This is a genomic window from Agromyces subbeticus DSM 16689, from assembly GCF_000421565.1.
Taxonomy (GTDB): domain Bacteria; phylum Actinomycetota; class Actinomycetes; order Actinomycetales; family Microbacteriaceae; genus Agromyces; species Agromyces subbeticus.
The window spans coordinates 53,615-77,646 of sequence record NZ_ATXG01000018.1; the positions used below are offsets into that span (position 1 = coordinate 53,615).

General features: G+C 66.2%; 16 protein-coding genes and 1 pseudogene. 10 read left to right on the forward strand and 7 right to left on the reverse strand.

The window, feature by feature from the left end; all coding sequences use genetic code 11:
* The first annotated feature begins 8 nt into the window (after positions 1-8).
* From H521_RS0118305 to H521_RS0118315, 3 genes are all read left to right on the forward strand, one after another.
* Positions 9-1,013, forward strand: a complete 1,005-nt coding sequence (locus tag H521_RS0118305) for a beta-ketoacyl-ACP synthase III (RefSeq protein WP_022894468.1) — start codon at positions 9-11, stop codon at positions 1,011-1,013.
* Positions 1,014-1,079: 66 nt separating this feature from the next.
* A complete protein-coding gene (locus H521_RS0118310; protein ID WP_022894469.1) occupies positions 1,080-1,328 on the forward strand; it encodes an acyl carrier protein in 249 nt (82 codons plus the stop codon).
* A 78-nt stretch (positions 1,329-1,406) separates the two neighbouring features.
* A complete protein-coding gene (locus tag H521_RS0118315) occupies positions 1,407-2,642 on the forward strand; it encodes a beta-ketoacyl-[acyl-carrier-protein] synthase family protein (protein WP_022894470.1) in 1,236 nt (411 codons plus the stop codon).
* Between the two features lie 165 nt (positions 2,643-2,807).
* On the opposite strand, the gene H521_RS0118320 is transcribed toward H521_RS0118315, so the two are convergent.
* A complete protein-coding gene (locus tag H521_RS0118320; RefSeq protein ID WP_022894471.1) occupies positions 2,808-3,329 on the reverse strand; it encodes a DUF3145 domain-containing protein in 522 nt (173 codons plus the stop codon).
* 171 nt (positions 3,330-3,500) lie between these two features.
* Between H521_RS0118320 and H521_RS24240 the strand changes: the two genes are divergently transcribed.
* The gene (locus H521_RS24240; protein ID WP_022894472.1) at positions 3,501-4,145 is read left to right on the forward strand and encodes a PadR family transcriptional regulator; all 645 of its coding nucleotides are present in this window, start codon (positions 3,501-3,503) and stop codon (positions 4,143-4,145) included.
* Here H521_RS24240 and H521_RS0118330 read toward each other — a convergent pair.
* On the reverse strand, positions 4,124-5,929 hold the full coding sequence (locus tag H521_RS0118330) for a bifunctional 3'-5' exonuclease/DNA polymerase (RefSeq protein ID WP_022894473.1): 1,806 nt from the start codon (positions 5,927-5,929) through the stop codon (positions 4,124-4,126). The genes H521_RS24240 and H521_RS0118330 overlap by 22 nt on opposite strands.
* A gap of 92 nt (positions 5,930-6,021) precedes the next feature.
* Here H521_RS0118330 and H521_RS25195 point away from each other — a divergent pair, with 92 nt between their 5' ends.
* The 4 genes from H521_RS25195 to H521_RS24255 all read left to right on the forward strand — a co-directional run bounded on the left by H521_RS25195 (position 6,022) and on the right by H521_RS24255 (position 10,610).
* A complete protein-coding gene (locus tag H521_RS25195) occupies positions 6,022-6,783 on the forward strand; it encodes a hypothetical protein (RefSeq protein ID WP_022894474.1) in 762 nt (253 codons plus the stop codon).
* 136 nt (positions 6,784-6,919) lie between these two features.
* Positions 6,920-7,390, forward strand: coding sequence for an NfeD family protein (locus H521_RS0118340; RefSeq protein WP_022894475.1), 471 nt, complete (start codon positions 6,920-6,922; stop codon positions 7,388-7,390).
* 70 nt (positions 7,391-7,460) lie between these two features.
* Positions 7,461-8,918 (forward strand): flotillin family protein, encoded by a 1,458-nt coding sequence (locus tag H521_RS24250; protein ID WP_040424993.1) that lies wholly within the window; start codon positions 7,461-7,463, stop codon positions 8,916-8,918.
* A gap of 222 nt (positions 8,919-9,140) precedes the next feature.
* Positions 9,141-10,610, forward strand: coding sequence for a DUF1254 domain-containing protein (locus H521_RS24255; protein WP_211215518.1), 1,470 nt, complete (start codon positions 9,141-9,143; stop codon positions 10,608-10,610).
* 349 nt (positions 10,611-10,959) lie between these two features.
* On the opposite strand, the gene H521_RS0118355 is transcribed toward H521_RS24255, so the two are convergent.
* From H521_RS0118355 to H521_RS25200, 5 genes and pseudogenes are all read right to left on the reverse strand, one after another.
* Complete coding sequence (locus H521_RS0118355; RefSeq protein WP_022894477.1) at positions 10,960-11,196, reverse strand: hypothetical protein; 237 nt, start codon at positions 11,194-11,196, stop codon at positions 10,960-10,962.
* On the reverse strand, positions 11,180-14,095 hold the full coding sequence (locus H521_RS26700; RefSeq protein ID WP_425393600.1) for an RHS repeat-associated core domain-containing protein: 2,916 nt from the start codon (positions 14,093-14,095) through the stop codon (positions 11,180-11,182). Before H521_RS26700 ends, H521_RS0118355 begins: the two co-directional genes overlap by 17 nt.
* A gap of 1,860 nt (positions 14,096-15,955) precedes the next feature.
* Positions 15,956-17,578 (reverse strand): annotated as a pseudogene (locus tag H521_RS26705) (SpvB/TcaC N-terminal domain-containing protein); the annotation flags it as partial.
* Positions 17,578-20,625 carry a LamG-like jellyroll fold domain-containing protein gene (locus H521_RS0118365; protein ID WP_022894479.1) on the reverse strand — a complete coding sequence of 1,016 codons (3,048 nt, stop codon included), beginning with the start codon at positions 20,623-20,625 and terminating at the stop codon, positions 17,578-17,580. The pseudogene H521_RS26705 and the gene H521_RS0118365, both read right to left, overlap by 1 nt.
* Positions 20,626-21,821: 1,196 nt before the next feature.
* Positions 21,822-22,352 carry a RipA family octameric membrane protein gene (locus H521_RS25200; protein WP_156891542.1) on the reverse strand — a complete coding sequence of 177 codons (531 nt, stop codon included), beginning with the start codon at positions 22,350-22,352 and terminating at the stop codon, positions 21,822-21,824.
* 218 nt (positions 22,353-22,570) lie between these two features.
* On the opposite strand from H521_RS25200, the gene H521_RS0118375 reads away from it, so the two are divergent.
* Both H521_RS0118375 and H521_RS26325 read left to right on the forward strand, forming a co-directional pair.
* Positions 22,571-23,545 (forward strand): 5'-nucleotidase, encoded by a 975-nt coding sequence (locus H521_RS0118375; protein ID WP_022894481.1) that lies wholly within the window; start codon positions 22,571-22,573, stop codon positions 23,543-23,545.
* A 289-nt stretch (positions 23,546-23,834) separates the two neighbouring features.
* On the forward strand, positions 23,835-24,032 hold a 198-nt coding region (locus H521_RS26325; RefSeq protein WP_211215519.1), incomplete at its 3' end, for a hypothetical protein.

Consider the following 24,032-nt stretch of genomic DNA (forward strand, 5'->3'; position numbering starts at 1 on the left):
AGCCGAACATGACGCGACCGACCCTGCAGCAGTCCCACGGGCCCGCCTACACCCGCATCTACTCGATCGGGGCGGCTCGGGGCGCCAACGCGGTGCCGAACGACGATCTCGTCGGCCCGATCAACTCCTCCGACGAGTGGATCCAGCAGCGCACGGGCATCGTGACTCGGGCACGCGCGGGCGCCGATGTGCTCGCGATCGACCTCGCGACGGATGCCGCGCGCGAGGCGATCGAGCGATCGGGCATCGCGCCCGAGCAGATCGACCTCGTCATCATCGCCACGATCTCGAACGTGCAGCAGACGCCCTCGATGGCCGCCGTGGTCGCCGACAGGGTCGGTGCGAACCCCGCCGCCGCCTACGACACGAACGCCGCGTGCGCCGGCTACGCCTACGCCGTCGCCCAGGCCGACGCCCTCATCCGCACCGGTGCGGCGAACTACGCCCTCGTCATCGGTGCCGAGAAGCTCTCCGACGTCGTCGACCCCACCGACCGCAGCATCTCGTTCCTGCTGGGCGACGGCGCCGGCGCGGTCGTCATCGGCCCGAGCGACACGCCCGGCATCGCACGAACCGTCTGGGGCTCCGACGGCTCGAAGGCCGGCGCGGTCGGCATGAACCACACGCTCACCGAGTTCCGTGACGGCGAGGCCGAGTGGCCCACTTTGCGCCAAGAGGGCCAGACGGTCTTCCGCTGGGCGGTGTGGGACATGGCGAAGGTCGCGAAGCAGGCGCTGGATGCCGCTGGCGTGACGTCGGACGACCTCGCCGCATTCATCCCCCACCAGGCGAACATGCGCATCATCGACGAGTTCGCCAAGCAGCTCAAGCTCCCCGAGACGGTCGTCATCGCCCGCGATATCGAGACCACCGGCAACACGTCGGCCGCGTCCATCCCGCTCGCGACGCATCGCCTGCTCGAGGAGCACCCTGAACTCTCCGGAGGGCTCGCCCTCCAGATCGGCTTCGGCGCCGGACTCGTGTTCGGCGCCCAAGTGGTGGTTCTGCCCTGAACCACCTGCCCCTGTCCATCTAGACTGTCTCTCGGTCAAACGAGACACCCCCAAGGAGAAGAACCAATGGCATTGTCCACCGAAGAAGTGCTTGCCGGCCTGGCCGAGCTCATCAACGACGAGACCGGCATTGCGACCGACACGGTTGAGCTGGACAAGTCGTTCACCGACGACCTCGACATCGACTCGATCTCCATGATGACGATCGTCGTCAACGCCGAAGAGAAGTTCGACGTGAAGATCCCCGACGAAGAGGTCAAGAACCTGAAGACCGTCGGCAACGCCGTCGACTTCATCGTCAAGGCCCAGGCCTAACAACTGCGTGGAGCGGGCCGGCGCCTCAGCCCGGCCCGCTCGATCAGTACGACCGTTCTCCATCGGAGTGTTTCTCGAATGACCAAGAAGATCGTCATCACCGGCATCGGTGCGTCCTCGCCGCTCGGCGGCACCGCACCCGAGAGCTGGAACGCCCTGCTCGCCGGCGAGTCCGGCACGCGCACGCTCGAGCACGAGTGGGTCGCCGAACTCGAACTGCCCGTCACATTCGCCGCCGAAGCCAAGGTGCGCCCCGAAGCGGTGCTCGAGCGCCCGGTCGCCAAGCGACTCGACCCCTCGAGCCAGTTCGCGCTGATCTCGGCGAAAGAGGCGTGGGCTGACGCCGGCTCGCCCGAGGTCGCGCCCGAGCGGCTCGGCGTCGACTACGCCACCGGCATCGGCGGCATCTGGACCCTGCTCGACGCATGGGACACCCTGCGCGAGCGTGGCCCGCGCCGCGTGCTGCCCATGACCGTGCCCATGCTCATGCCGAATGCGGCCGCAGCGGCCATCTCGATGCACTTCGAGGCTCGTGCGTTCGCCCGCACCGTCGCCTCGGCATGCGCCTCGAGCACCGAATCGCTCGCGAACGCCTACGAGCACCTCCAGCTCGGCCTCGCCGATGTCGTCATCGCCGGCGGCTCCGAATCCGCGATCCACCCGATCACCCTCGCTTCGTTCTCCTCGATGCAGGCCCTCTCGCGTCGCAACGACGACCCTTCGCATGCATCGCGCCCGTACAGCGTCGACCGCGACGGCTTCGTCATGGGCGAAGGCGCGGCGAGCCTCGTGCTCGAGACCGAAGAGCACGCCCTCGCTCGCGGCGCCCGCATCTACGCCGAGCTCGCGGGCGGCGCCGTGAGCGCCGACTCGTACCACATCACGGCGAACGACCCCGAGGGTCGCGGCGCGAGCCGGGCCGTGAACGACGCGCTCGCACAGGCCGGCGCCACGCATGAGCAGGTCACGCACATCAACGCCCACGCCACGAGCACCCCGGTCGGCGACATCGCCGAGTACACGGCGCTCGCGAGCGTCTTCGGAGATCGCGTGCACGAGATCCCGGTTTCGGCCACGAAGGCTTCGACGGGTCACCTGCTGGGTGGCACCGGTGCGCTCGAAGCCGTCTTCACGGTGCTCGCCCTCGTGAATCGCGTCGCGCCGCCGACCATCAACATCAGCACCCAAGACCCGGCGATCCCGCTGCTCGTCTCGGGCGCACCGCAGCCGCTCGGCGACGGGCCGCAGCTCGCCATCAGCAACTCGTTCGGGTTCGGCGGCCACAACGCGGTCGTCGCGATCCGCACCCCGTAGCTCGAACGGGTCGCACCCGGCCACGGGTCGCTCCCGGCATGAGAAGACCCCGGTCGCAGTCACTGCGCCGGGGTCTTCTGGTGCACGGTCCGAGGGTTTCGCTCGTGCGCTGCCGGGAATGCGTCATCCAACCTCGCGTCACGCCGCCGGCGGACCGAGGCTCGCTCAGCCCACCTGGTGCAACCAGACGACCGGAGCGAAGTCGCTCGCATGGCGGAAGGGTTCGAGCTCGTCGTCCCATGCCTGGCCGAGGGCGAGTCGCAGTTCTCGGTGCAGCTCGATCGGATCGGTTCCGCCGACCTCCATCGCGTAGCGGATGCGGTCTTCGGGCACCACGGTGTTGCCGGCCGTATCGGTCTGCGCGAAGAAGACGCCGAGCTCGGGGGTGTGCATCCAACGGGCGCCGTCTGAGCCCGGAGTCGGGTCTTCACTCACCTCGAAGCGCAGCTGCTCCCAGCCGCGCAAAGCCGACGCGAGCTTCGCACCGCTGCCGGCCTCGCCCTCCCAGTAGAACTCCGCGCGCATGGCACCGCGAAGCACCGGTTGCTCGCTCCAGTCGAAATTCACCGCCGAACCGAGCGCGCCGCCGGCCGCCCATTCGACATGGGGGCACAACGCCCTCGGCGAGGAGTGCACGAACAGCACGCCTCGCGCGGTGCGCACTGCCCGCGTGGCATTCTTCGTCATCTCGATCTCCGTTCTTGAGGTGCGTCTTCCCCAACGACCTCTGACGGACGGATGACCGGTATTCGATTGTTCGACGAGCGAGCCGTCACGCCGATTATCCCCCGCATCAGGCTCATTGACAAGACTCGGAACCATATACTCGGTGAGACGTTCATTTCGATCGGAGGCGGCATGGCGGTGCGCGATGGCCTGCTCGCTCTGCTGAGCGCCGGCCCGGGGTACGGCTTTCAATTGCACGGCGATCTCGCCGTGCGCACGGGAGGCCGGCGCAACGTGAACGTCGGGCAGAGCTATGCCACGCTCGAGCGTCTCGGCAAGCAGGGGCTCATCGAGTCCGCGGGCGCCACCGATGACGGGTTGCCGCTCCACCGCGCCACCGCCGCAGGCGCCACCGCCACCGCCGCTTGGCTGAACGGCACGGATGCCTCGGGCAGCGACCCGTGGGACGAGACGGTCGATCGCGTGCTGCTTGCGGCGTCCTTGCCCGGCGTCGATGCCGGTGTCATCATCACCGCGGAACGACGGCGTTGGAACGAACGCCTCGCCGCGGCATCCGCTCGCTCGCTGACGGGCGACGGCGCGGCGCCGAGCAGTTCGACGGAAGTCGATCCGCCAGCGGAACTCGCGGCCCTCGCCGCCGCTGCCGATTCGGCACGAGCACGAGCTGCGCTCGAGTGGCTCGCCGAGGTCGGCGTGGCGATCGAGGCACGAGACCTCGCGTTTGCTCCGAGGTTGGATCGGCCTCGTCGGGGTCGCCCGTCTACCCGCCCGATGCCGCCCGACGGTGACGACGGTCAGGCGTCGGCCAGCGCGTAGCTGTCGACGATCGCGAGGTCGAGCGGGAACTCGACCGGGAACTCGCCGAAGAGCAGCCTGCCGGCTTCGGCCGCCGCAGCTGCCACGGCCACGGCGACGTCGTCGGCCCGCTCACGAGGCGTGTGCACGATGATCTCGTCGTGCAGGTAGTACACGAGGTGCGGCACCCGATCGAAGGCCGCTCCGGAACGATGCGCGCGCTGATCGGGGTCGGGGGCAGCTGCGGCGATCGCGACGAGCTTCGGCCGCAGCACCGCCATCCAGCAGAGCGCCCACTCGGCAGCGGTGCCCTGCACCACGAAGTTGCGGGTGAAGCGCCCCCAGTCGCGAGCGCGTGAACGCGCGCGGCGCTCGTCGGCCGGTGTCGCCTCGGGCTGGCTCGCGCGCGACTGCACGGAGCGCCACTCCTCACCGGGCGGCGGCGACGAGCGCCCGAGCAGCGTGGTGACACTCGCGCCGCGCTCGCCATCGGCGGCGGCGCGGTCGACCAGGGCCATCGCCTTGGGATAGGCGCGGGCGAGCCGCGGCACGAGCCGGCCGCTCTCGCCGGTCGTGGCGCCGTACATCGCCCCGAGGATCGCGACCTTCGCCTGGTCGCGCGTCTCGACGACCCCGGCGCCGACGATGCCGCTGTAGAAGTCGCGGCCGCGGCCGGCTTCGGCCATCGACTCGTCGTGCGCCAGCCCCGCGAGCACCCGCGGCTCGAGTTGTGCGGCATCGGCGACGACGAGCGCCCACCCGGGATCGGCGACGACCGCGCTGCGCACGTTCTTCGGGAGTTGCAGCGCACCGCCGCCAGAGGTCGCCCAGCGGCCCGTCGCCGTGCCGCCGGGAACGTAGTCGGGCCGGAAGCGCCCGTCGACGACCCACTCGTCGAGCCACGACCAGGCGTTCGCGCTGTACAGGCGGGAGAGCTTCTTGTAGGCCACGAGCGGTTCGATCGCGGGATGCTCGTGCTCGCGCAGTTGCCACTTGCTCGTCGACTCGACGTCGATGCCCGCTCGGCGCAGCGCCTTCAGCAGGTCGACCTGGGAGTCGAGGTTCACGGCAGGCGCGGCGAGCAGTGATCGCACCTCTGCCGCGAGCTCCTCCATGCGGGCCGGCTTGCGGCCGGGAGCGGGTTTCGGTCCGAGCTCGCCCTCGAGCACGCGTTCATGCACGCCGCGGTGCCATGGCAGGCCTGCGGCGTGCAACTCGACGCCGATGAGCGCCCCTGCAGACTCGGCGGCGAGCAGCAGGCGGAGTGCTCCCGGCTGATTCGATGATGCCACGAGCGCGAGTTGCCTGGCGTGCTCGGCGAGCACCGCCGCGACCGGCACGCCGATCAGGTCGGAGGATTCGTGGAGCCCGGGTGCGGAGGCATCCGCTGCGCCGCCGGCCTCGCCGGCCCCGCCGAAATCATCGAACTCGAACAGCGAGGCATGCGACGCGGATGACGCGGCCGGCACGCCGGTGCCCTGCACCGCCTCGACCGGACCACTCGGCAGCCACTGCGGTCGCGCATGCGAACCCTCACCGCGGAGTGATGCGGTCGCCGTCGACTGATCGAGGATCGCGGCGGCGAGCAGCAGGTCATGGGCTCGCTCGACTCGGACGCCGTCGGCCAGCAGCCGCGGATACCAGCGCCGGGTGTCGGACCAGACCCAGCGGGGGCGACGCGCTTCGAGGGTGCGCACGATCGCAGGGAGTTCGTCGACTCGCACCGTCTCGAACGGGTCGGCGGAGACCGACGGGTCGACGAGACCGACCCGGCCTGCGCCGGCGGCACCGACGACGATCCGCATGTCACCATTCTCGCGGGAGCCTCGGACATCGGCTGCCGCATGTCGGTGGCCGCCGGGAGGATCGACGGCATGGATGACATCGACGGGCGCCCATGGTCGCTGTGAGCTTTCGCTGCGGTCACGGCGCCGAGGCAAGCGCACCCGGCTCAGTCGCGCTCTCACGCGCGTGCCCGCTCTGCATGCTCGTGCACGAGACGCAGCGCTCCCGCAGCGAACTGCTGGCACGCGTCGCCCCGCCCCAGCGAGCCGCACTGGCGCGTGAGACCCGCGTCGGAGCGGTCTACGAGTGGCGATGCCGTCGCGGGCACGACCGCTACCCGGCGACGGTCGCCGAGGTGCTCACCGGCCCGAGCTGCGCGAAGTGCCGGGCCAATGCCGTTGCGCCGGCCGCGCTGCGAGAGGCGGGTCTCGCATTCATGAAACCCGGCCTCAAGGTCGGCACCTCGCGGGTCGAGCAACGGCTGCGCCTGCTGCTGGGCGAGCGCATTCGCTTGCACCATCGCGTCAACGCCGTACGCATCGCCCGCATGTTCTACGGCAAGCAGGAGGTCTGGCCCGACATCCTCGTACCGCAGTTGCGCATCGCCGTCGAGTACGACGATCCCGGTCGGTCCGGGCGCGCCCATCGAGGGCTGAAAGAAGGCTCCGACGTCGAGAAAGACGACGCGCTCCGCGAGGTCGGCTGGGAGGTGATCCGCATTCGCGCCGGTGGGCTCGACGAGCTCGGCCCGCACAGCGTGGTCTGCGCTCGCCTGACCGTCGCCGCAGTCGACGAGGTCGTGGCGCTCATGCGACGCATCCGCGGCGATGCGGCGCTCGATGCACTCGCCATCGAGCGGCAGCAGGCGGTCTGAGCACTCGATTCCCTCCGAGGCATACTCGCGAAGCGGCCGGTGCCACCGACCGCTGCGCAGCCGTCCAGCGCCCGATAAGGTAAGTGCACCCGAGCAAGTCCCTGCCCGGAGTCTTGCGCGCGCAGAGAGGCAGTCGATGCTCCTTCCGTTCCTCATCGTCGGAGGCATCGGCCTCGTACTGCTGCTCATCTCCCTCGTGCTCGGCGACGTCTTCGATCACTTCGAGATCGGCGACGGCGCCCTCTCTGGAACGGCTCTCTCGGTCGGCCTGGTGGTGTTCGGGGCATCCGGTGCACTGGTCGCCAGCATGGGCCTCGACCTTGTGTGGGTCTATGTGCTGTCGATCGTGCTCGCCGCCGTGGCGTACGTGCTGTGCGTGCTCGCGATCCGCAACCTGAGCCGCAGCTCAGACGGGGTGCCTGCCTCGGCGGTCGGCCTCACGGGCGTCGCGACTTCGGATGTCTCGGCCTCGGGCGGTGAGGTCAGCCTCGACGGCCCCGGCGAACTCGAGCGCCGGCTCGCCTACTCCGACGAGGCGATCGCCTCCGGCGCCCGCGTGCGCGTCATCGAACAGGCCGGCAGCCGGGTCAAGATCATCGCCGACTGACCATCGGCGGGCACATCGCTCTTCCGGTCCGTCGACCGGCCGCTCTCCCCCGCCCCCGAAAGGAAACCCGATGCTCTCCCCTGTAGTGATCCAGATCATCTCCGTGGTCGCGATCGTCGTCGCCCTGCTCGCGCTGCTCACGTTCATCGCGCGCCGAATCCGCCGCGTGCCGCCGAACGAGGCGCTCGTGATCGTCGGGCGCGGCGCAGGTCGCGCGTCGCCCGAGCAGTCCTCGGGCCAGCGCGTCGTGATCGGTGGCCGCACCTTCGTCTGGCCGATCCTGCAGCAGGGCTTCGCGATCTCGCTCGAGCAGCGGCAGATCGGCATCACCGTCGAAGGCGTCGACAAGAACCGCATCAAGATCGCGATCAAGGCCTCGATCAACTTCAAGGTCAACGGCACCGAAGACGGCGTGCGCCGAGCGGCCCAGCGCTTCCTCTCGCAGCAGGAGCTGCTGACCGAGATCATCAAGGAATCGCTCGAGGGCTCGCTGCGTTCCATCGTCGGCGACATGACGATCGAGCAGATCATCTCCGACCGCAAGAGCCTCTCCGACCGTGTCGTCTCCGAGACGAAGACCGACCTCGTCGAGCAGGGCCTGCAGGTCGACCTGCTGAACATCTCCGACATCTCGACGCCTGGCAGCGAGTACCTCGCGAACCTCGGGCGTGCAGAAGCCGCCCGTGCACGCCAAGTCGCCGAGGTGAGCGAGGCCGAGGCTGCGCGGGTCAGCGAGTTCGCGCGCATCGAGGCTGCAGAGCAGGTCGCCGAACGACAGAAGGCACTGAGTCTGAAGCAGGCCACGATCAAGGCCGAGACCGACCGGGCGAACGCCGAGGCCGAGGCATCCGGCCAGCTGGCGAAGGCCGAGCAAGACAAGCTGGTCGCCGTGCAGGAACGTGACGCGCTCTCGGAGCAGGCACTCGTGACGCAGGAGCGCCTCGACATCGAAATCCGCAAGCCCGCAGAGGCCGAGGCCTACGCCGAGGTGCAGCGAGCGACCGCCCAGCGCGATGCGGCGAACGCCGCAACCGAGGCCGACGCCTACAAGCGCACCAAGATCGCCGAGGCGAACAAGGTCGCAGCCGTGCAAGACGCCGAGGCATCCGCAACGGCTGTGCGCTTCTCGGGCGAGGCGGAGCGCGACCGACAGGTGGCGCTCGCCGCGGGTATCCGTGCCGACGGTGAGGCGCGCGCCGCGGCCGTGCAGGCCGAGGGTCTCGCGTCGGCCGCGGCGACCGATGCGAAGGCCGAGGCCTTGAAGAAGTACGGCGAGGCGGCACTCGCTCAGGAGATCATCTCGCGTCTGCCCGAGATCGTTCGTGCGGCCGCCGAGCCGATCTCGAACATCAAGACGCTCACCGTCGTCTCGACCGACGGCGCGAGCGCCATCACCAAGACCGTCGGCCAGGTGCTCGGTGAGGGCACCGAGGTCGTCAAGTCGCTGACCGGGCTCGACGTCGGTTCGATCCTCGCCGGCCTCGCCGGTGCTCAGCTCTCGAAGGCAGCAGACGCCAAGGTCGAATAGGGCCATGCAGGGCGGGCGGTGCGCGGGTTGATCAACGACCTCGCACCGCCCGCACCGTCCCGGGCGGCAGCGAAACCGGCGGCCTCGAAGATGTCGACACGACGCCACCGGTCGTCGTCGGCAACGCTCCGACTCCTGCCGCAGATCGTACGTTTCGGGTGATGGCGCCGCCGAGCGCCTCTGGCACACTCGCGAGGGTTACGACCAACCAGGGGGCTGAGCATGACGATCGAACGCACCATCGAAACGAATCCGGCAGACCAGAAGCTGGCCGAGGAGGTGTCCCACGTCTCGACACCCGATCGGCTCTCGACACCGTTCGGCGAGTTCGAGTTCTTCGACGGCGTGCCCAAGCCCGAATCGGTCCAGTCGATCTTCGACGGTCTCGACCTCGTTCGCGGAATCACCGCGTTCCTTGACACGGTTCCCGGCGCATCGCTCGTCGCCATGCGGCGTGGTCTCCGCACCGCGGGCGTCGACTCCCCCGGCAAGATCGGCTTCACCGACCCGAGGTGCACCTCGACTCCCATCTTCCTCACGCCGAACACCGAGACGACGTACGGGGTCACGTTCCTCGACCTGAAGGCATGGGGGCCGACGGTCATCGAGGTGCCGTCGCAGTCGCTCTGCGTCGTCGACGACTTCTGGTTCCGCTACGTCGCCGACATGGGCATCGCGGGCCCCGATCGCGGCGCCGGCGGCAAGTACCTGTTCCTGCCCCCGGGCTACGACGGAGAGCGGCCCGACGGCTACTACACGTACGAGAGCCCGACGTTCACGAACTTCCTCGTGATCCGGGCTCTGGGCGGCGTGCCTGCCATCAAGCAATCGCGCATCTACCGGCTGAGCGATGCCGGCACCGCGCCCGAGAACACGTTCGTGAACATCGGCGAGCAGGCGTTCAACACCGTGCACTCGAACGACTTCTCCTTCTTCGAGGAGATCGCCGAGATCGTCACGGAGGAACCGACCGCCGCGCTCGACCCCGAGCGCGCAGGCGCACTCGCCTCGCTCGGCATCGCGCATGCGAAGCCCTTCGCACCAGACGCGCGCCTTCGCGGCATCCTCGACGATGCCGCTCGTATCGGCGCGGCCATGGCGCGTGCCAATCTCTACGCTGCCCGGAACCCCGATTCGTTCCGCTGGGAGGGATCGTCGTGGAAGAACGGCTTCGTCGGCGGCAGCTACGAGTTCCTGAACGACGGCGCACGCAATCTCGACGCGCGCACGCTCTTCCACTATGCCGCGACGGTGATCCACGCCGGCGATGGCGCACGCGCAGGTGGGCGCCGGCTCCGCCTACCTCTACACGGCGGAGGATGCCGACGGTGCCCTGCTCGACGGGGGCGAGACGTACTCGCTGACGATCCCCGCGAATCCGCCGGCGAAGAACTTCTGGGCCGTCGACATCTACGACACGCAGACCCGATCGCTGCTGCAATCGGTGCCGTTCCCTGCGCTGTCGAGCCTGCCCGGAGAGCTCCAGATGGAAGACGACGGTTCGTACGTGCTGTGGTTCGCACCATCCGCGCCAGTGGGCAAGGAATCCAATTGGATCCCGACGCTGCCTGGCAAGTCGTGGTGGCCGCTGCTGCGGCTGTACGGTCCGCTCGAGCCGTGGTTCGACCTGACCTGGCGACTGCCCGAGATCGTGCGCCAGCCGTCCTGATGCCCGAAGCGGGACAACCATGACGGATGCCGCGTCGCGAGCCGAGTAGGGCGGACGGGACTCGGCTATTGCTCGACCGATCTCGACATGACCGGGGATTTCTCGCCGATCCTGAATCTGTTTAGCCCAGACTACTCGGAGTAGCTCGACCAGGCTCGGATCGAATAAGCGTTGGATAAACGTGAACGCATCAAGTGCCAGCTAAGCACCTGCGACTCGACTCCAAGTCCAGCTCTGGCAGTTCCACAAAGTTCACCATCGCGGACGGTCGGTCACTTATTCGAGTGAACTAAGCCTTCAGCAGACCCATGCGATCAACCGCCCTCTGCGTATAGTGCTCGTTCTTCAACAGCACGGTCAAGCGCGATGCGGTCACTCGCTCCGAGGTGGAATGCCCGCTCGGATCCTCGCGACGCACGCGAGCCAGTCTTCCCAGGCGGCAGGGTCCGTCGGTCCACCGTCGGCCTCGATTCCGGTGTCACCAATAAGAGTCAGCAGGTCATCACCAGCACGCTGCGCGAACTGCCAGATGAAGTCAGTCATCGCGAGGAAGGCTTCCTCGGTCGAAATCAAATCGGCTTCCGAGTCACCGTTATCGGGGGATGACATTAAGGCCTCCGTTCGTGATCTCGCCATTTCGCACCTCGGCCCAGACTTGGGTCCCATCCGGCTGCGTCTTGAAGTACTTGGCGAGGGATTCGCCATTCTTCAGGGTAACGGTGCTGCGCAGGTTGTTGGGATCCAGGGCGCTCTGGATTAGTGCTCGGTTTTCGGCAGTGTCCTCCGCCAAGTGCCCTCTGGCATCGCGGAAGATGTGGGAAGTGTCACTTCGGAATCCAACCGCAATATCATCCGCAGTCTTTGCCGCATCTGCACCCGCCGCCGCGAACTTTGCGCTTTTTCCGAGCGCTGCTCCGATATCGCCGACCACGGGGACGATGCCGACCCCGTCCAGTAGGACGCACAGCCAGTCACCTTCCGAGGCGCACACAATGCCGTCAAGCACGTCAAATGGAGCGCCAATCACTGGTACCGTGCCCAGGATGCCGCGTGTACCTTGCCAGAACAGTTCCTCGTCCTGTGGTGAGGCTGGCCCTGTCCGCTCAGGCGGGAAGTACTCGGTGGGCGGCGGCGCCTGCCATGTCGGGTTCGAAGCAAGATAGTCGACGTCGCTGACGGTGTACGTCGGCGTGGCACCGGTTACGGACCACGTGTCTTGCACACCCTTTGTGCCCATCGGTTTTCCGTACTCGTCCATGTAGTCGGTGGCTCCGAGGGCAAGCAGCCCGGATGGGTCCGATCGGCTGATTGGACTGTTGCCTGCGTACGCGTACGCGTTCCACTGCTGCGGGTCGGTCAGATCGAGCAGCGGGTCGACGCTGATGAAGCCGCCGGTCGCCTCGTCGTAGTAGCGTGCCCCGATCTGTGTGAGTCCCGTGGTTTCGTCGCGGGTTTTACCGAGGAATTGGGTGTCCCCGGGTATGGTTTGGCCGTCGGATTCGCCGCGTGCGGCGCCGAATGGGTCGGTGTAGAGGCGGGTGATCGTGGTGTTGGTGGGGTGGCCGCCGTTGGGGATGGCTGCGATCGGGGTGCCGTGGTGGTCGGTGACATGGGAGGTGACGCCGTTGCCGAGGCCGCGGTCAGTTCGGATCGCGACGGTGCTGCCGGCGAACATGTAGTACCGGGTGGCTGTGACCGTATCGTCCGGGTTGATGTGGATTTCTTGCCCGCCTGCGTAGACGGTGGTGCCGTTGGCGTCGGTCCGGATGATCCGGTTCCCGTCCGCGTCGTACACATTAGACGTGCCTCCAGCGGCCGTTAGCTCACCTTCGGCATCCCACACGTATTCGGTAGGTGAGTCCGTTCCGACCTTGACGCTGGTGCGGTTGCCGGCCGCGTCGTACTCGTACGTTGTGGGCGTTCCTGCCGTGGTTGCGGTGGTGACGGCGTGCGGGCCCGCACCTGCACCGTGCGTGTTCGTGGTGGTGGTCGCGGTACCGTCCGATGAGGTGGTGGTCTCTTTGGTGCGGTTGCCGAGGACGTCGTGCGTGTAGTTGCTCCAGTACGGTGCCGCACCGCCCATCGCACCTGCGGAGGGTGCTTGCGCGCAGTCGCCGTTGCCGGCGGTCCAGGCGGTCTGCAGGCGCGCGAGGCCGTCGTAGTTGAAGCACTGGTTGTCCTGGAACGACGCGCCCGACAGCGGCGTGCTGGTCGGGGCATCCGTGATGCTCGTCACGTTCCCGGCCGGGTCGTACCCGTATTGCAGGTCGAGTTCGGTGCCGTCGATGCGTTCCCGGTCGAGGCTGATTCCAGACAATCGTTTCGTGCCATCCTCGTACTGGTAGGACACGGCGGCGCCGTAGGTGTTGCCCAGGTCGGTCAGCAGGGGGCGGCCGTCGGCGGCGTACCGGGATGCGGTAACGTAGGTGCCCCATCCGAATCCGCTGCTCATCCAAGACGGCATCGACGACGCAGCGTCATACACCGTGGTCACGGCCTCAGCACCCAGGACCGTCTTCCCAGCCGCATCGACGACGGCCGGGTGGGTGACCTTCGTGGTCTGCCCATCGATGGCGTACTCGTACTTCTTGCTGAGGGTGCGGGTTTGTAGATTCGTGAACGTGCCCGTGTTCGGCAGCACGAGGGATGTCTGGGTGGGCCGATAGCCGGTGTCCCAGTCGTCCGTTCGGGTGACGTAGGACTGTCCGTCGACGATCCGGGTCGCCGACGTGAGCACACCCTTGAGTACGGTGTCGTACTCCCAGGAGGCGCGAACGGTGCCGGTCGGGGAGCCATCGCGGACACTCGTCGTGCGGCCGAGGGCGTCGTAGGTGTATCCGAGGGCCTGGTTGTTGCCGTTCGTGCGGGTGGTCACGCGGCCGAGGACGTCGTAGCTCGTGGTCGAGGTGCCGGCGTCGGGGTCGGATGCGGTGATCTGGCGGCCAGCCCAGTCGTACCCGTATGACCACTCGTTCGGTGGTGCGCCGTCTGTAAGCGGCGGGTCAGTCATGCTGGTAAGCCGACCCGCCGCGTCGTACGCGTACTTCGTGGTCGTAGTGCCTGGGAGCGCCCGCACGTCTGACGGGCTGGTCTTTTCGGCGTCAGTGTCGGGGTCACGCGGGTACTGAGTCAGTTCGATCGTACGGCCGCGGGCGTCGACCTTGGTCGCGGTTGGGGTCCCGCCCATCGGCGGGATCTGCAGGATGGTGGCGCCGTCGTAGCTGGTGGTCGTGCGCCACTTTTCGTGGGTGGGCTCGGAGTCGGTGTGGATCCAGAAGACCTGCGCGGTCTGCCGGCCGGCATCGTCGTACTCGAACGTGGTGTGCCCGGACGTGTCCGCTGGCTTGACCTCCGGAGTCGCGGAGACTGCACTTTGCACCCAAGAGGGTTCGGTTTGTTCGATGATTCGGCCGGTGGAGTCGTAGCGAGTGTGCGTCACCATCCGGCCTTGCTCAGTTTGTCCGTGCCCGGTGCCGCGTCCTTCCTGTTGGGTTTGGAAAGGCCGCATGAGTGGGTCGTACAGAACAGCGCTGGAATGTTGGCGTTTCCCGTCCGCGGAGATCGTCTTCGTGACTACCGCGTTCAGTCCGTTGCTTTGGACGGTGTACTCGTACTGCACGGACGGGATCGTGATATCTGCATGCTGCGGGTACCACACCTTCGTCAACCGGCCGAGCGCGTCGTACACTGCCTTGGTGGTGCGCCCGTTCGCGTCGATCGATTCCACCGGCACGCCCAGGAATGGGTCCAACTTGGTGGTCGTCGTATGGCCGAGCGGGTTCGTCGTTGTGGTTGCGGTTACCGGGCCCTCAAGCCTGGGCGTGTACGCGGTGGTTGTGGTCTGTCCGGCGGCGTCCGTGGTCTCGAGGACCCTGCCGCGGGTGTCGTATTTCACGGTGGCGGTCTGGATGTACCCGTCGCCGTCCCGCGGGTCGATGGTCTCGGTCATGGTCGGCCGCCCGGACGCGTCGTAGCTGAGCTTCGATGCGGACACCACGTCAGCGGGTCGGTCTACGTCCTGGTTGCACTTCTTCGCGACCGTCTCAGTGACCGCCGGCAGGGCCACGAGGTGTTTGGCCGCCAGGCCCGAGTCGGTTTCGTGTGCGTACGTAGTTGTGGCGCACAGGTCGTCGTCGGAGGTGCCCAAATCGCCACGATCGTCGACCTTGGTGGGCTGGCTGTGTTTGTTGAACTCCGTGGTCGTCCGGGTGTGGTGCTCCAGCTCACCGTCGGCGTCATAGGCGGCGCTGTGCGTCTCCTCTGACGGGATACGGGTCGCGGTGAACGACGCCTCGGCCGCGCTGGTGGCGACGGTGTCCGGGGTCCCGAACCTGGTGACGGTCTCGGATACCTTGGCGGTTTCCCCGTTGTACTGAGTGGAGGTGAACACTTGACCGGCGAGCGGTTCGCTGTCCGTCACGCTATCCACGCCGGCGATCGGTGCTGTCAGCGTTGCGCCGGTGCCGCGGTAGTAGGTGGTGACGGCTTTCGTCTGCTGGGTGCCGGTCTCACCGGTGCGTGTGGTGATCTGCTTGGCACCGCGGAACTCGGAGAAGGTCTTGTCGTCGTCATCGATCAGTGGGCTGTCGGGTTCGACCCATTTCCAGTCGGCAGCGGCGTAGTCGTACCGGGTGGTGACCGCGACCGAGCCGGTGATCAGCTCGGAAGTTCCTGGTTCGAGATTCGTGTGCCCCTCGACTACGGAGTCGACGACGTGTTTGTAGAAGTAGTCCGTGCGCGGTTCGGATTCGTTCGGGTGGTGCCATTTCACCGGGAAACACAGGTCCTTGTTCTCAGCCGGATCCGCTGGCAATGAGTTCTGGCAACCGGTCGCGTAGTTGACACTGATGCGCCCACCGGACTCGGTCCGCACACTCCTCACGCGGTGACGCCAGAAGGCATCCGCGCCGGTGTTGGCGTCTTCGACCCGGTTCTTCATCTCGATGTAGTCGAACCGCACTTCAGGCAGGCTCAAGTCTTCCCTCGGGCCGCCGTTCCCAGTGTGAGTGATCGCATCCAGCCGAAGCATGATGCCCTTGGCGGGCTGCAGGTCGATGCCGCTGCCCTGTGGCACGAACCGCTGCGACAACGTCCACGAGTCGACCGACTGGTAGACCGAGCCGTCGCTGGCAGAGGTGGTGATCTTCGACAGGCGGGTGCGGTTGAAGAACGTGGGTGCGTACGTCTTACATTCGGCACCGGAGGCGCAGATCAGGTCTACTGGGGTGTCCGGCCAGTGGTTGGCGGTCGTCGCGGTTTGTGCGTTCGAGCACCACGAGTCCGGCAGTGCCAGGTCGGTGATGCAGCGCGGACCGTGTGTGAACTCAACCTTCGCAGGCGCCTGGCTGACGCTATCGTCGGGGTGTGTGCCGTACTCGACCCGGTTCAGGTAGCCGCCCGCGACGTACGACACCGGCGCGGTACCGTAGAACGGACGATAGTGGTTGACCTCTGAGGTGTAAAAATAGGAGAGGGTGTTCCCGGACGGGTCGATCACCCGGTCGAGGTTCCACCGCCACACGTGTTCACGGGACGAGTCTTTGAACGCGGTGGCGTGGTCGGGCTCGCCGGGATGGTTGCTGTACACGGGCACGGTCCACGCCGATGCGGCGTCGGCGTCACGGCCGAAGAAGTACTGGGTGCCGTCGGTGGTGGTGACCTTCCAGTGTTCCCCCTCGGCTCCTCCGCTGGTCAGGTGCTCGATTCGGGTGCCGTCGTCACGACGCGGATGCCACGTACCGCTGGTCTGGTCTTTGACCAGCTCAGTCCCGCTGCCGTTCAGCGAGAGGGTCGCGTTCTCGGGTCCCCAGCACAGATCGGGCGCGGAGAGGTCGATGTTGTTCGCACCACTGGTTTCGTCATCGGCGCACGTCTTGTAGCTGCGCTCGATGAAGCTCGTACCTATATCGAAGCCCTCGCCGATCAAACCTGCCTGGTTGTTCGTCGACGGGATCCGACCGTCCGAGACCGCGGATGAGTACGACAGGGAGAGTTCCGGGGCAGGACCTGCCGGCACCTGCGGGGCTCGCATCGGGTACGCCCACGTGAACGCGCCCGTCGCACCCGACGTGCCCCAGGTCGAGGACAGAGCAAGCGGCGTCGCCGACCAGTCACCGAGCGGCCCCGCTGCACCTGATGTCACCGCAACTGACCCGCTCGACGAGCTCGGGGACGTCGCTGCGGTGGGACCCATGGTCGTGGTCGTTCGCAGTGTCGCGGGCGCAGCGTCCCAGCCTGATGAGGCAGGGTTCACGGGCACGGTAATGCGCACTGTCTGAGCCGCCTCATCGTGCGTGCTCTCCAGCGCGACTGGACGGCATTCGGGCGTCCCGTCAGCGTCAACATCGCAGTCCGGCACCCACATCGCCTGCAGTCGCGACGCCCAGTCACCACCGCCGACTCCTGCGAACGCGTCGTATGCGACGGTCAACTCGACCGCCTGGTCGTCCGGTGCCGGCGCGTCGGATGCATCGGTTACCTCGAGGAGGACCCCGGTGACCCCTGCCTCCTCGGTTGCCACCTGATCGAGGACCTTCAGCGACACCCGATCGGGCGACTCCGCACCCGACGCCGGTGCAACAGTCACCGACATCCCGCCGAGCTCGGCCGGTACACCGTCTTCCGGCAACGGTGTGGCGGTCAAGTCCACAGTCTCTTCAGCCGCGGTCGGCAGGTCCGCCGGCAGCGCCAGCGGGTCCAGCGGATCGGTTGGATCTTCGTCAGCACCGACCACCTGATTGGACGCGTCTGGTGTCTGCGTGCCGAGGGCCGTCTCTGCCGCGGCAAGGTTCTGCGCACGCGACTCATCGATCACGCCGCCTGTTGTCGCCTGCGCAGCCCACGTCCATGCTGCGCCGAGCATGCCGGGGTCCACACCCAACACGACGACCAGGGCGCCCGCGATCACCAACATCAACCGTTCACGCACGCGCACCCCGTTCGTGGACATCCATCCGCCACTGAGACGCCCCTCGGGGCCCTTTTCTCGCATCACCGCTCACTCACCGTCGGGTCGACCGCAGTGAACGCCTCAGCACCTTCACCGAAGTCCTCCGCCTCAGCGCCTTGGCACAGCCGGCGCAGCTTCGAAGCATCCACGATTTGCCCGGAGAACACTCGAACGTTGTCGATTCGGCCCGGCCACAAGCTCGCCGCGTTCCCCGCAGTTTGACCGCGACCGACCGTGAACGCCCCTGGCGACTGCCACGCCGCCCCGCCGCGAGTCACCGGAGCACTGGCGACTGGATCGCCGATCTTCGGATTCGCAGGGGTGCCAACTTCGCATACCCACAACCGCACAGTCTTGTTGGTCGCGTCATGCTCGCCGACCAGGTGGACCCACTCATCAGCGGTCACGGTGCCTGTAGTGGCAGCAGAGATGGTCGCACCATCGCTCGTATCGGGCATGCTGAACGACCAGCAAGCCGCGCCGGCACCACAGTCCGACCGATACCCCAATTGGAACGCTGACTGGGTAAGCCCGTCCTGCGACAAGGCCGTGTAGTCACCCGCTGGTGGCCTCGAGCCTGGCAGCAACACGTGCGCGGAAACCGTGAACGACTTCTTCGTGTCCAGCACCGGCCCCGCCGCAACCGCGACATCATCGAGCCCGTCGAACGTCAGCGCCCAATCGTCATCTCGTGAGCCGAAAAGCTGATGCGGCCCCTTCACCCAGCCAGCTCCACTGATCTTGAGTGGCCCGGCCTGCTTCGGACCCGAGCCCGGCGCGCTGGACCCACCGGTCTCATCGAGCTTCCAGACCGCATCCTCGATCGGGGAAGCAACAACGATCTGGTAATCCACGCGATCCGAGAGATTCCCAGCAAGATCCTTGGACCTCACATGGAGCGTGACCGGGCCCGCCGCTTTCGGGTCGAACTCAATGATGCGGGTCTCACCCACTGGCTTCAGCGCTGCCGGGTCGCCGAAGGAGTAGCTGTACTCAATCACATCGTTCGAGCCGTTCGGGCCCACGATGAACTTGCCCATCATCTCTACGCCACCACGCTCGACGCGATCGTCATCGTCATACACCGCTTCCACACCCGAGCGAACAGGTTCAACAGTCGGTTTTGCTGGCGGGGTCACGTCAACCTTGAACTGGCATGTCGGCCCCCACCCCGACCACTGCCCCCCGGAGCCCGCTGCCGTCGCGCGCCAGAAATACGCCGTTCCGGCGATAAGCTTGCCCGCAGCCACCGTTGCGAACGCGCGGGTATTTGGCGCATGCGCGGCCCAGTTCGTGACGCTCCAAACCTCGGTCTCCGCCGTGCCGGACTTCGTAAACACCTGGAAATGGGCTGCCACGTTCTCGCCATCCGGATCGTTCACGACCGCCGACAGCGTGGGTGTCAGGGAGTTGATCAGCTGCTGACTCGTCGAGCATGCAGGCGTCATTGGGTTCGTTATCTGCAGTCTCGACGGCGGATCCGGCGGCCGGTTGTACTCCACGGACAGGAGCGCGTCGTGTCGGAATCGTTTCCAGCCCGTCATCGTGGACTCATCCCGTGATTTCAGCGCCAACGGGAGGGTCGGCCAGTCGCCGTCGGCGTAGTGCTTGACTGCTGATGTCGCGTCGAATGACTTGTATCCCTTGTTGCCGCAGCTGTCACTGTGGTATTCGGTCCGCGAGCTGTAACGAGTCCACTCGTGCCAGTTGTGCGAACCCCAGGTCTGTCCTGCCGTGATTCCCTCCAGCAGCACGTGCAGGTCCGTCGTGGTGGCCGTGCACGAGTATGAGTGCACCCCGTTCACGGCGAATGACGCGCTGATGATGTTTGCTCCGACCATGCTGCGGAGCGCGTCCAAACCGTTGAATTCCCAGAGGAGCCGCTGCGTGAACACCGTGTTGCACGAGGCGGCGTTGCAGCGGCCAGAACCTTCACCCTGCATCGTTGTACTGATGTCACCCCACTGGTACAGCGTGTCGGTGTACCCGCCTGTCCGAACGGCGATCCATTCCGACGGAGGTCGCCCACTGAACCCGGGGTCCAGATAGACAGGCCACACCGTCTCCGGGGCCGTCAACATCGCCTCGTTCGGGTCAACGACAACCGAGGTGGGTTCAACGTGAAGATCCATCTGCGCGACCTGATCGCCGGGCAGCGGTGCTGCCAGACGGTCATCGACCGCACCAGTCGCGCCCGTCGCGGCCCTGGCTTGAAGATGCTCGGGCGCGCGCAGCTCGGACGCAGCCGAGTCCCACATCACCGGGGGCGGCACCACGAAGTGGGTCTCGCCCAGCTCATCGACGACATTCGCCGCATTGCCATCGGCCTCGAGGTGAAGGCCGGCCGGCATCGTCACAGGAAACGCCAGCTGTAGCCCGTTGCCGCCTCCAGCAGGCGCGCCGCCGACAGCAGTCCGGCGCTCCGCAAGCAACGTCCTCAGCGTCCCAGCTGCGTCGGGCGTCGCAAGTTCGAACACGGGGAAGAAGCCAGTGCCGTCCTCGTTCACCGTCACGATCAACCGCACACCATCCGCGATCTCGTAGACGGCCTGCCCATCCTCGATGTTCGGCACCGGCAGCTGAACCGGGGAGCCGACCTCAAGCCGCTTCCCTTCACGCGTGATCGCGCCGAGTGGCCGTTCGGTTCCGTCGTTCAACTCGATCTCGTACACGGGCGCCACTGGCGCCACCATGCCCGACTCAGCATCGACCTGAAGCGTGGTGTCAATGTCGGTCCATTCGCCAGTCACCGAGGTCCGACTCGGCGACACCGACTGCTCAAGACGAATGGGGCCGTCCGCGGTCGCCCAGGTCGTCGACCACGGGGTCCGCTCACTCGTGACCTCAACGTCGACCTCGCACGCCCGCGCCTTCGGTGTCGCCGCCTCGAACGAGGGCTCCACGCGCTGCGCGCAATCGAACCCCTCGGCGTCGGCTTCACCTGAAGAGTTCAGCGCGGGCACCGCGATCGCAATCGTCGCAACCAGCGCGAGGACAACCACTGCCGACACCGGAACCACGACACGCCACCGCGCGACCAGCCACGACCTCACACCAACCTCCGAAGACACCACAATGAGCGTCGACACGACGCTGGAACGCAACCACGCGCAAGCGTCATGAACTCGGCAGTAGGGCCACCGGGAAGGGTTCGGGTCGAAGAAACGTGACTGGTGCGACGAACATACAGTCCAGCGCCCGACGTACGACGCCCCCCAAACGGGGGTGGCCGCCATCCGGGAGGCTGCTGCTATGAGACGGAATTCGCTCTGAACGGCGCATATGGCGATAACCAGAGAGATGCTCGCGTTCCGCCGCATATATCGAGTCGGTAACGGCCCACGAATTCAGTACCCGATCGACCGAAGGGCCCACTCGCTGACCACCGAACCGCCGTCGAGCTGAGCCCCGCGTCGAGCCCAAGGCCGTCGTTACCAAGGAGGCGGCAGCGGCTTGCGTCGCTAGCTACCGGTCGGCCGCACGAGGTCGCTGAGTTCCGCCAGCTGAACACCCATTGAACCTTCGAAGTTCGTTAGCGGGTCGATCATCGGCGGCTCGTGGGTCTATATGTGGGCCGAGAGCCAGTCGAGCAGCGTCGGATCAAGGCGCCCTTCCCCCGCGAGCAGGAAGGCGAGCGGGACCCGTTGGCTCTCGCTCGGTGCCTTATCGCCGACCGGTGCAAATATTCCGTCGGCCTGGGGCAAGCTCGAGGTCGCCCGACCGCGATCGATGCAGCGACAATCGGCTGTGCTTTCGATCCCCGCTCTCGGCGGGTTCCATATTCAGAGCCGCGCCCCGCCACGCACTGCGAGGGCTCGTCAGCGGCATGGCCACGTGTTTGCGACGATGGTCATGGTCTGGACAGACGGCCCCAACCGCGAAGAAGGCGCGCGAGGGCTCCTCGACGCCCTCGGCAGTTTCCTAGACTGGACCACACGTTGCGCTCGAGGTGGACGCATTTGAATCTAGGTGGAGCGCGCCTCGACGCGTCGAATCGAGGTCACTCGTGCGCCCTCTCCTCATATGGGATTCGGGTTCACATTCCGCCGAATGCATCCTTACTTGTCAGAAAAACCCCTGATCACAAGGCACCTGTGGGGCGGGAGGGGCTTGAACCCTCGACCGATTGACTCGCCCGGGCTTATGCGGCCCGACTCCGAATCTTGTCGAACGCTCGACCGATCTTGACATGACCGGGGATTTCTCGCCGATCCTGAAAATACGCGTTCAGACTACTCGGGATGCCTCGGAGCTTGGCGCACGCTGCGGCACATGCCGAAACACCTCATGGGGTCGGAGCTGGGGTGGGAAGTGGAGCTGCGGTCGTCGGACTCTGACTGAGCGTTACGAGGGCCACGACCAACGCCACCACCATCAACACAGAAACCACAATCGTAAGTACGCCGATTGCCCGACTATAGGTCACCGTGCGGGGACCGGGTTTCTCCACGAGGGCAACGAGCGTCAAGGTTGGAAGTGAAGTGCGCACGGCAAGGCGCCGCTGGAGTTCGCGCAGCGGAACTTCTGCAGCTTTCACAAGCTCCTTGGTGCGACGGTCCAGCATCCAGAATGCAACGCTGACGCCGAGACCAGCGAGCGCGACCGTTGCGGCGATCAGGAAGTTCTGGCTTTGAAAGGCCACCCCGTACCCTGCAAGGATCAGCGCAATCGTGATCAAGTAGTAGTTGATGACCTGCATACGCTGTCCTGCGTGCAAGGCAAACCACGCCCAGGCGTGGCTAAGGGCCAGCTCCTCGGCCTTGATCTTCTCGTCGAGGTCACGCGAAGAGACCTCTTTGTACACGCTATGTGGCATGCGCATAAACCTAGCGAGCGGCCGTACTCGTTGCGACAACAGCGAGAGCGATGGAACCCACTAACGCGTCATTTCACGAGCCGTGCATCCTGGCTTGAACCAGGTCTGTTCGTTTCAATCAGCGGAAAGTGGTGACACGGAACCCAGGGTTACACGGTGGCCGCCTCGCGATCAGGGGTCCGCTACGGTGATGACAGGGCGGACGAACGAGGAGCAGAGTGGCAGCCTACGACCTGGAGAAGTTGCTTGTAGTCGGAGTCGCTTCAAGCGCCCTCTTTGATCTATCGGCCGCGGATGCTGTGTTCCGCGAGAGCGGCGAGGCGCGCTACCGGGAGTTTCAAGAGGAACACATCGCGGAACCCCTGCAAGCTGGCGTTGCCTTCCCATTCATCCAACGACTCCTTTCGCTAAACGACCTATCGGCGGACGGAACTCCGCTCGTAGAAGTCATCGTTCTCTCGCGGAACGACCCAGAGACGGGACTGCGCGTGATGCGGTCAATCGCACATCATGGGCTACCCATCTCCCGAGCCATCTTCATGCAGGGCCGTTCACCGTACGAATACATGGGCGCGCTCAACATGTCCTTGTTCCTCTCCCAAAATGATCGCGACGTTCGAATCGCGCTCGAGATGGGTTTCGCAGCCGGACAGGTCGTGGGTTCACCCGCCGCAGACCCAGACGGCACAGACTTGAGAGTCGCTTTCGACTTCGACGGTGTACTTGCGGACGATTCGTCAGAGCGCGTTATGCAGGCCGATGGCCTGCCGGCATTCCACGCGCACGAGATCGAACATCTGAATGAGCCGCTACCTGAAGGGAGGCTCTCAGACTTCCTCAGAGGCATTAATCGGATTCAGGACATCGAGGAAGCGCGCGTGCTCGCCGATCCCTCATACAACAGGCGAGTTCACGTAGCCATCGTCACGGCGCGCAACGCACCCTCCCACGAGCGTGTCGTCCGAACTCTTCAATCCTGGGGCGTTCGCGTCAACGACGCCTTCTTCCTGGGCGGAATCGAGAAGGCAAAAGTTCTGCGAGTACTCAGACCACATATCTTCTTCGACGACCAGCTCAAGCATCTAGAGGGCGCAGCGGATGAGATTCCAAGCGTGCACGTGCCCTTTGGAGTAGTCAACGAACCGCTGGACGCTGAGACCAGCCAGACGCCCCATCCGACAAGCCTCGCCTGAGCGGGCGCGATCGCCTGCATGACGGCTTCCCATGGCCAATCGCGAGAGGTCTCACCGCAACGGCGACAAGCCCTACCTCGCTGGATCCACTTCTACAATCACCACAGGCACGACTCCGCGATCGGAGCCGCGCCCGTCAGCAGACTCAACAACCTGCTTGGACATCACAGCTAGGGCATGTCTGACAAGTGCTTTGCCCAGACAATGCCAGCGTGGAGGACGGCGGCCGCATCCGGTTGGTCTCCTGCCATACACCGGGGCCTTCATTGGCCGTGCTTTACTTTCGCCTGTGGACACACCTGAACTTGCCGCCCTGGTCCCAGGCTTCATGGCTCGGCATCCGGGGCAAGAGTGGACGCTGACGTCGGGGAAGGGCGCGGGCGAGGACCTCGTAGTCACCCTGTCTCCTGTGACCGCCCCTGAGCGGATTGCGACAGCCCGGGTCTACGCGGGGGCCGAGGTCTTCCTCTTCGACTTCTCCGGTCAC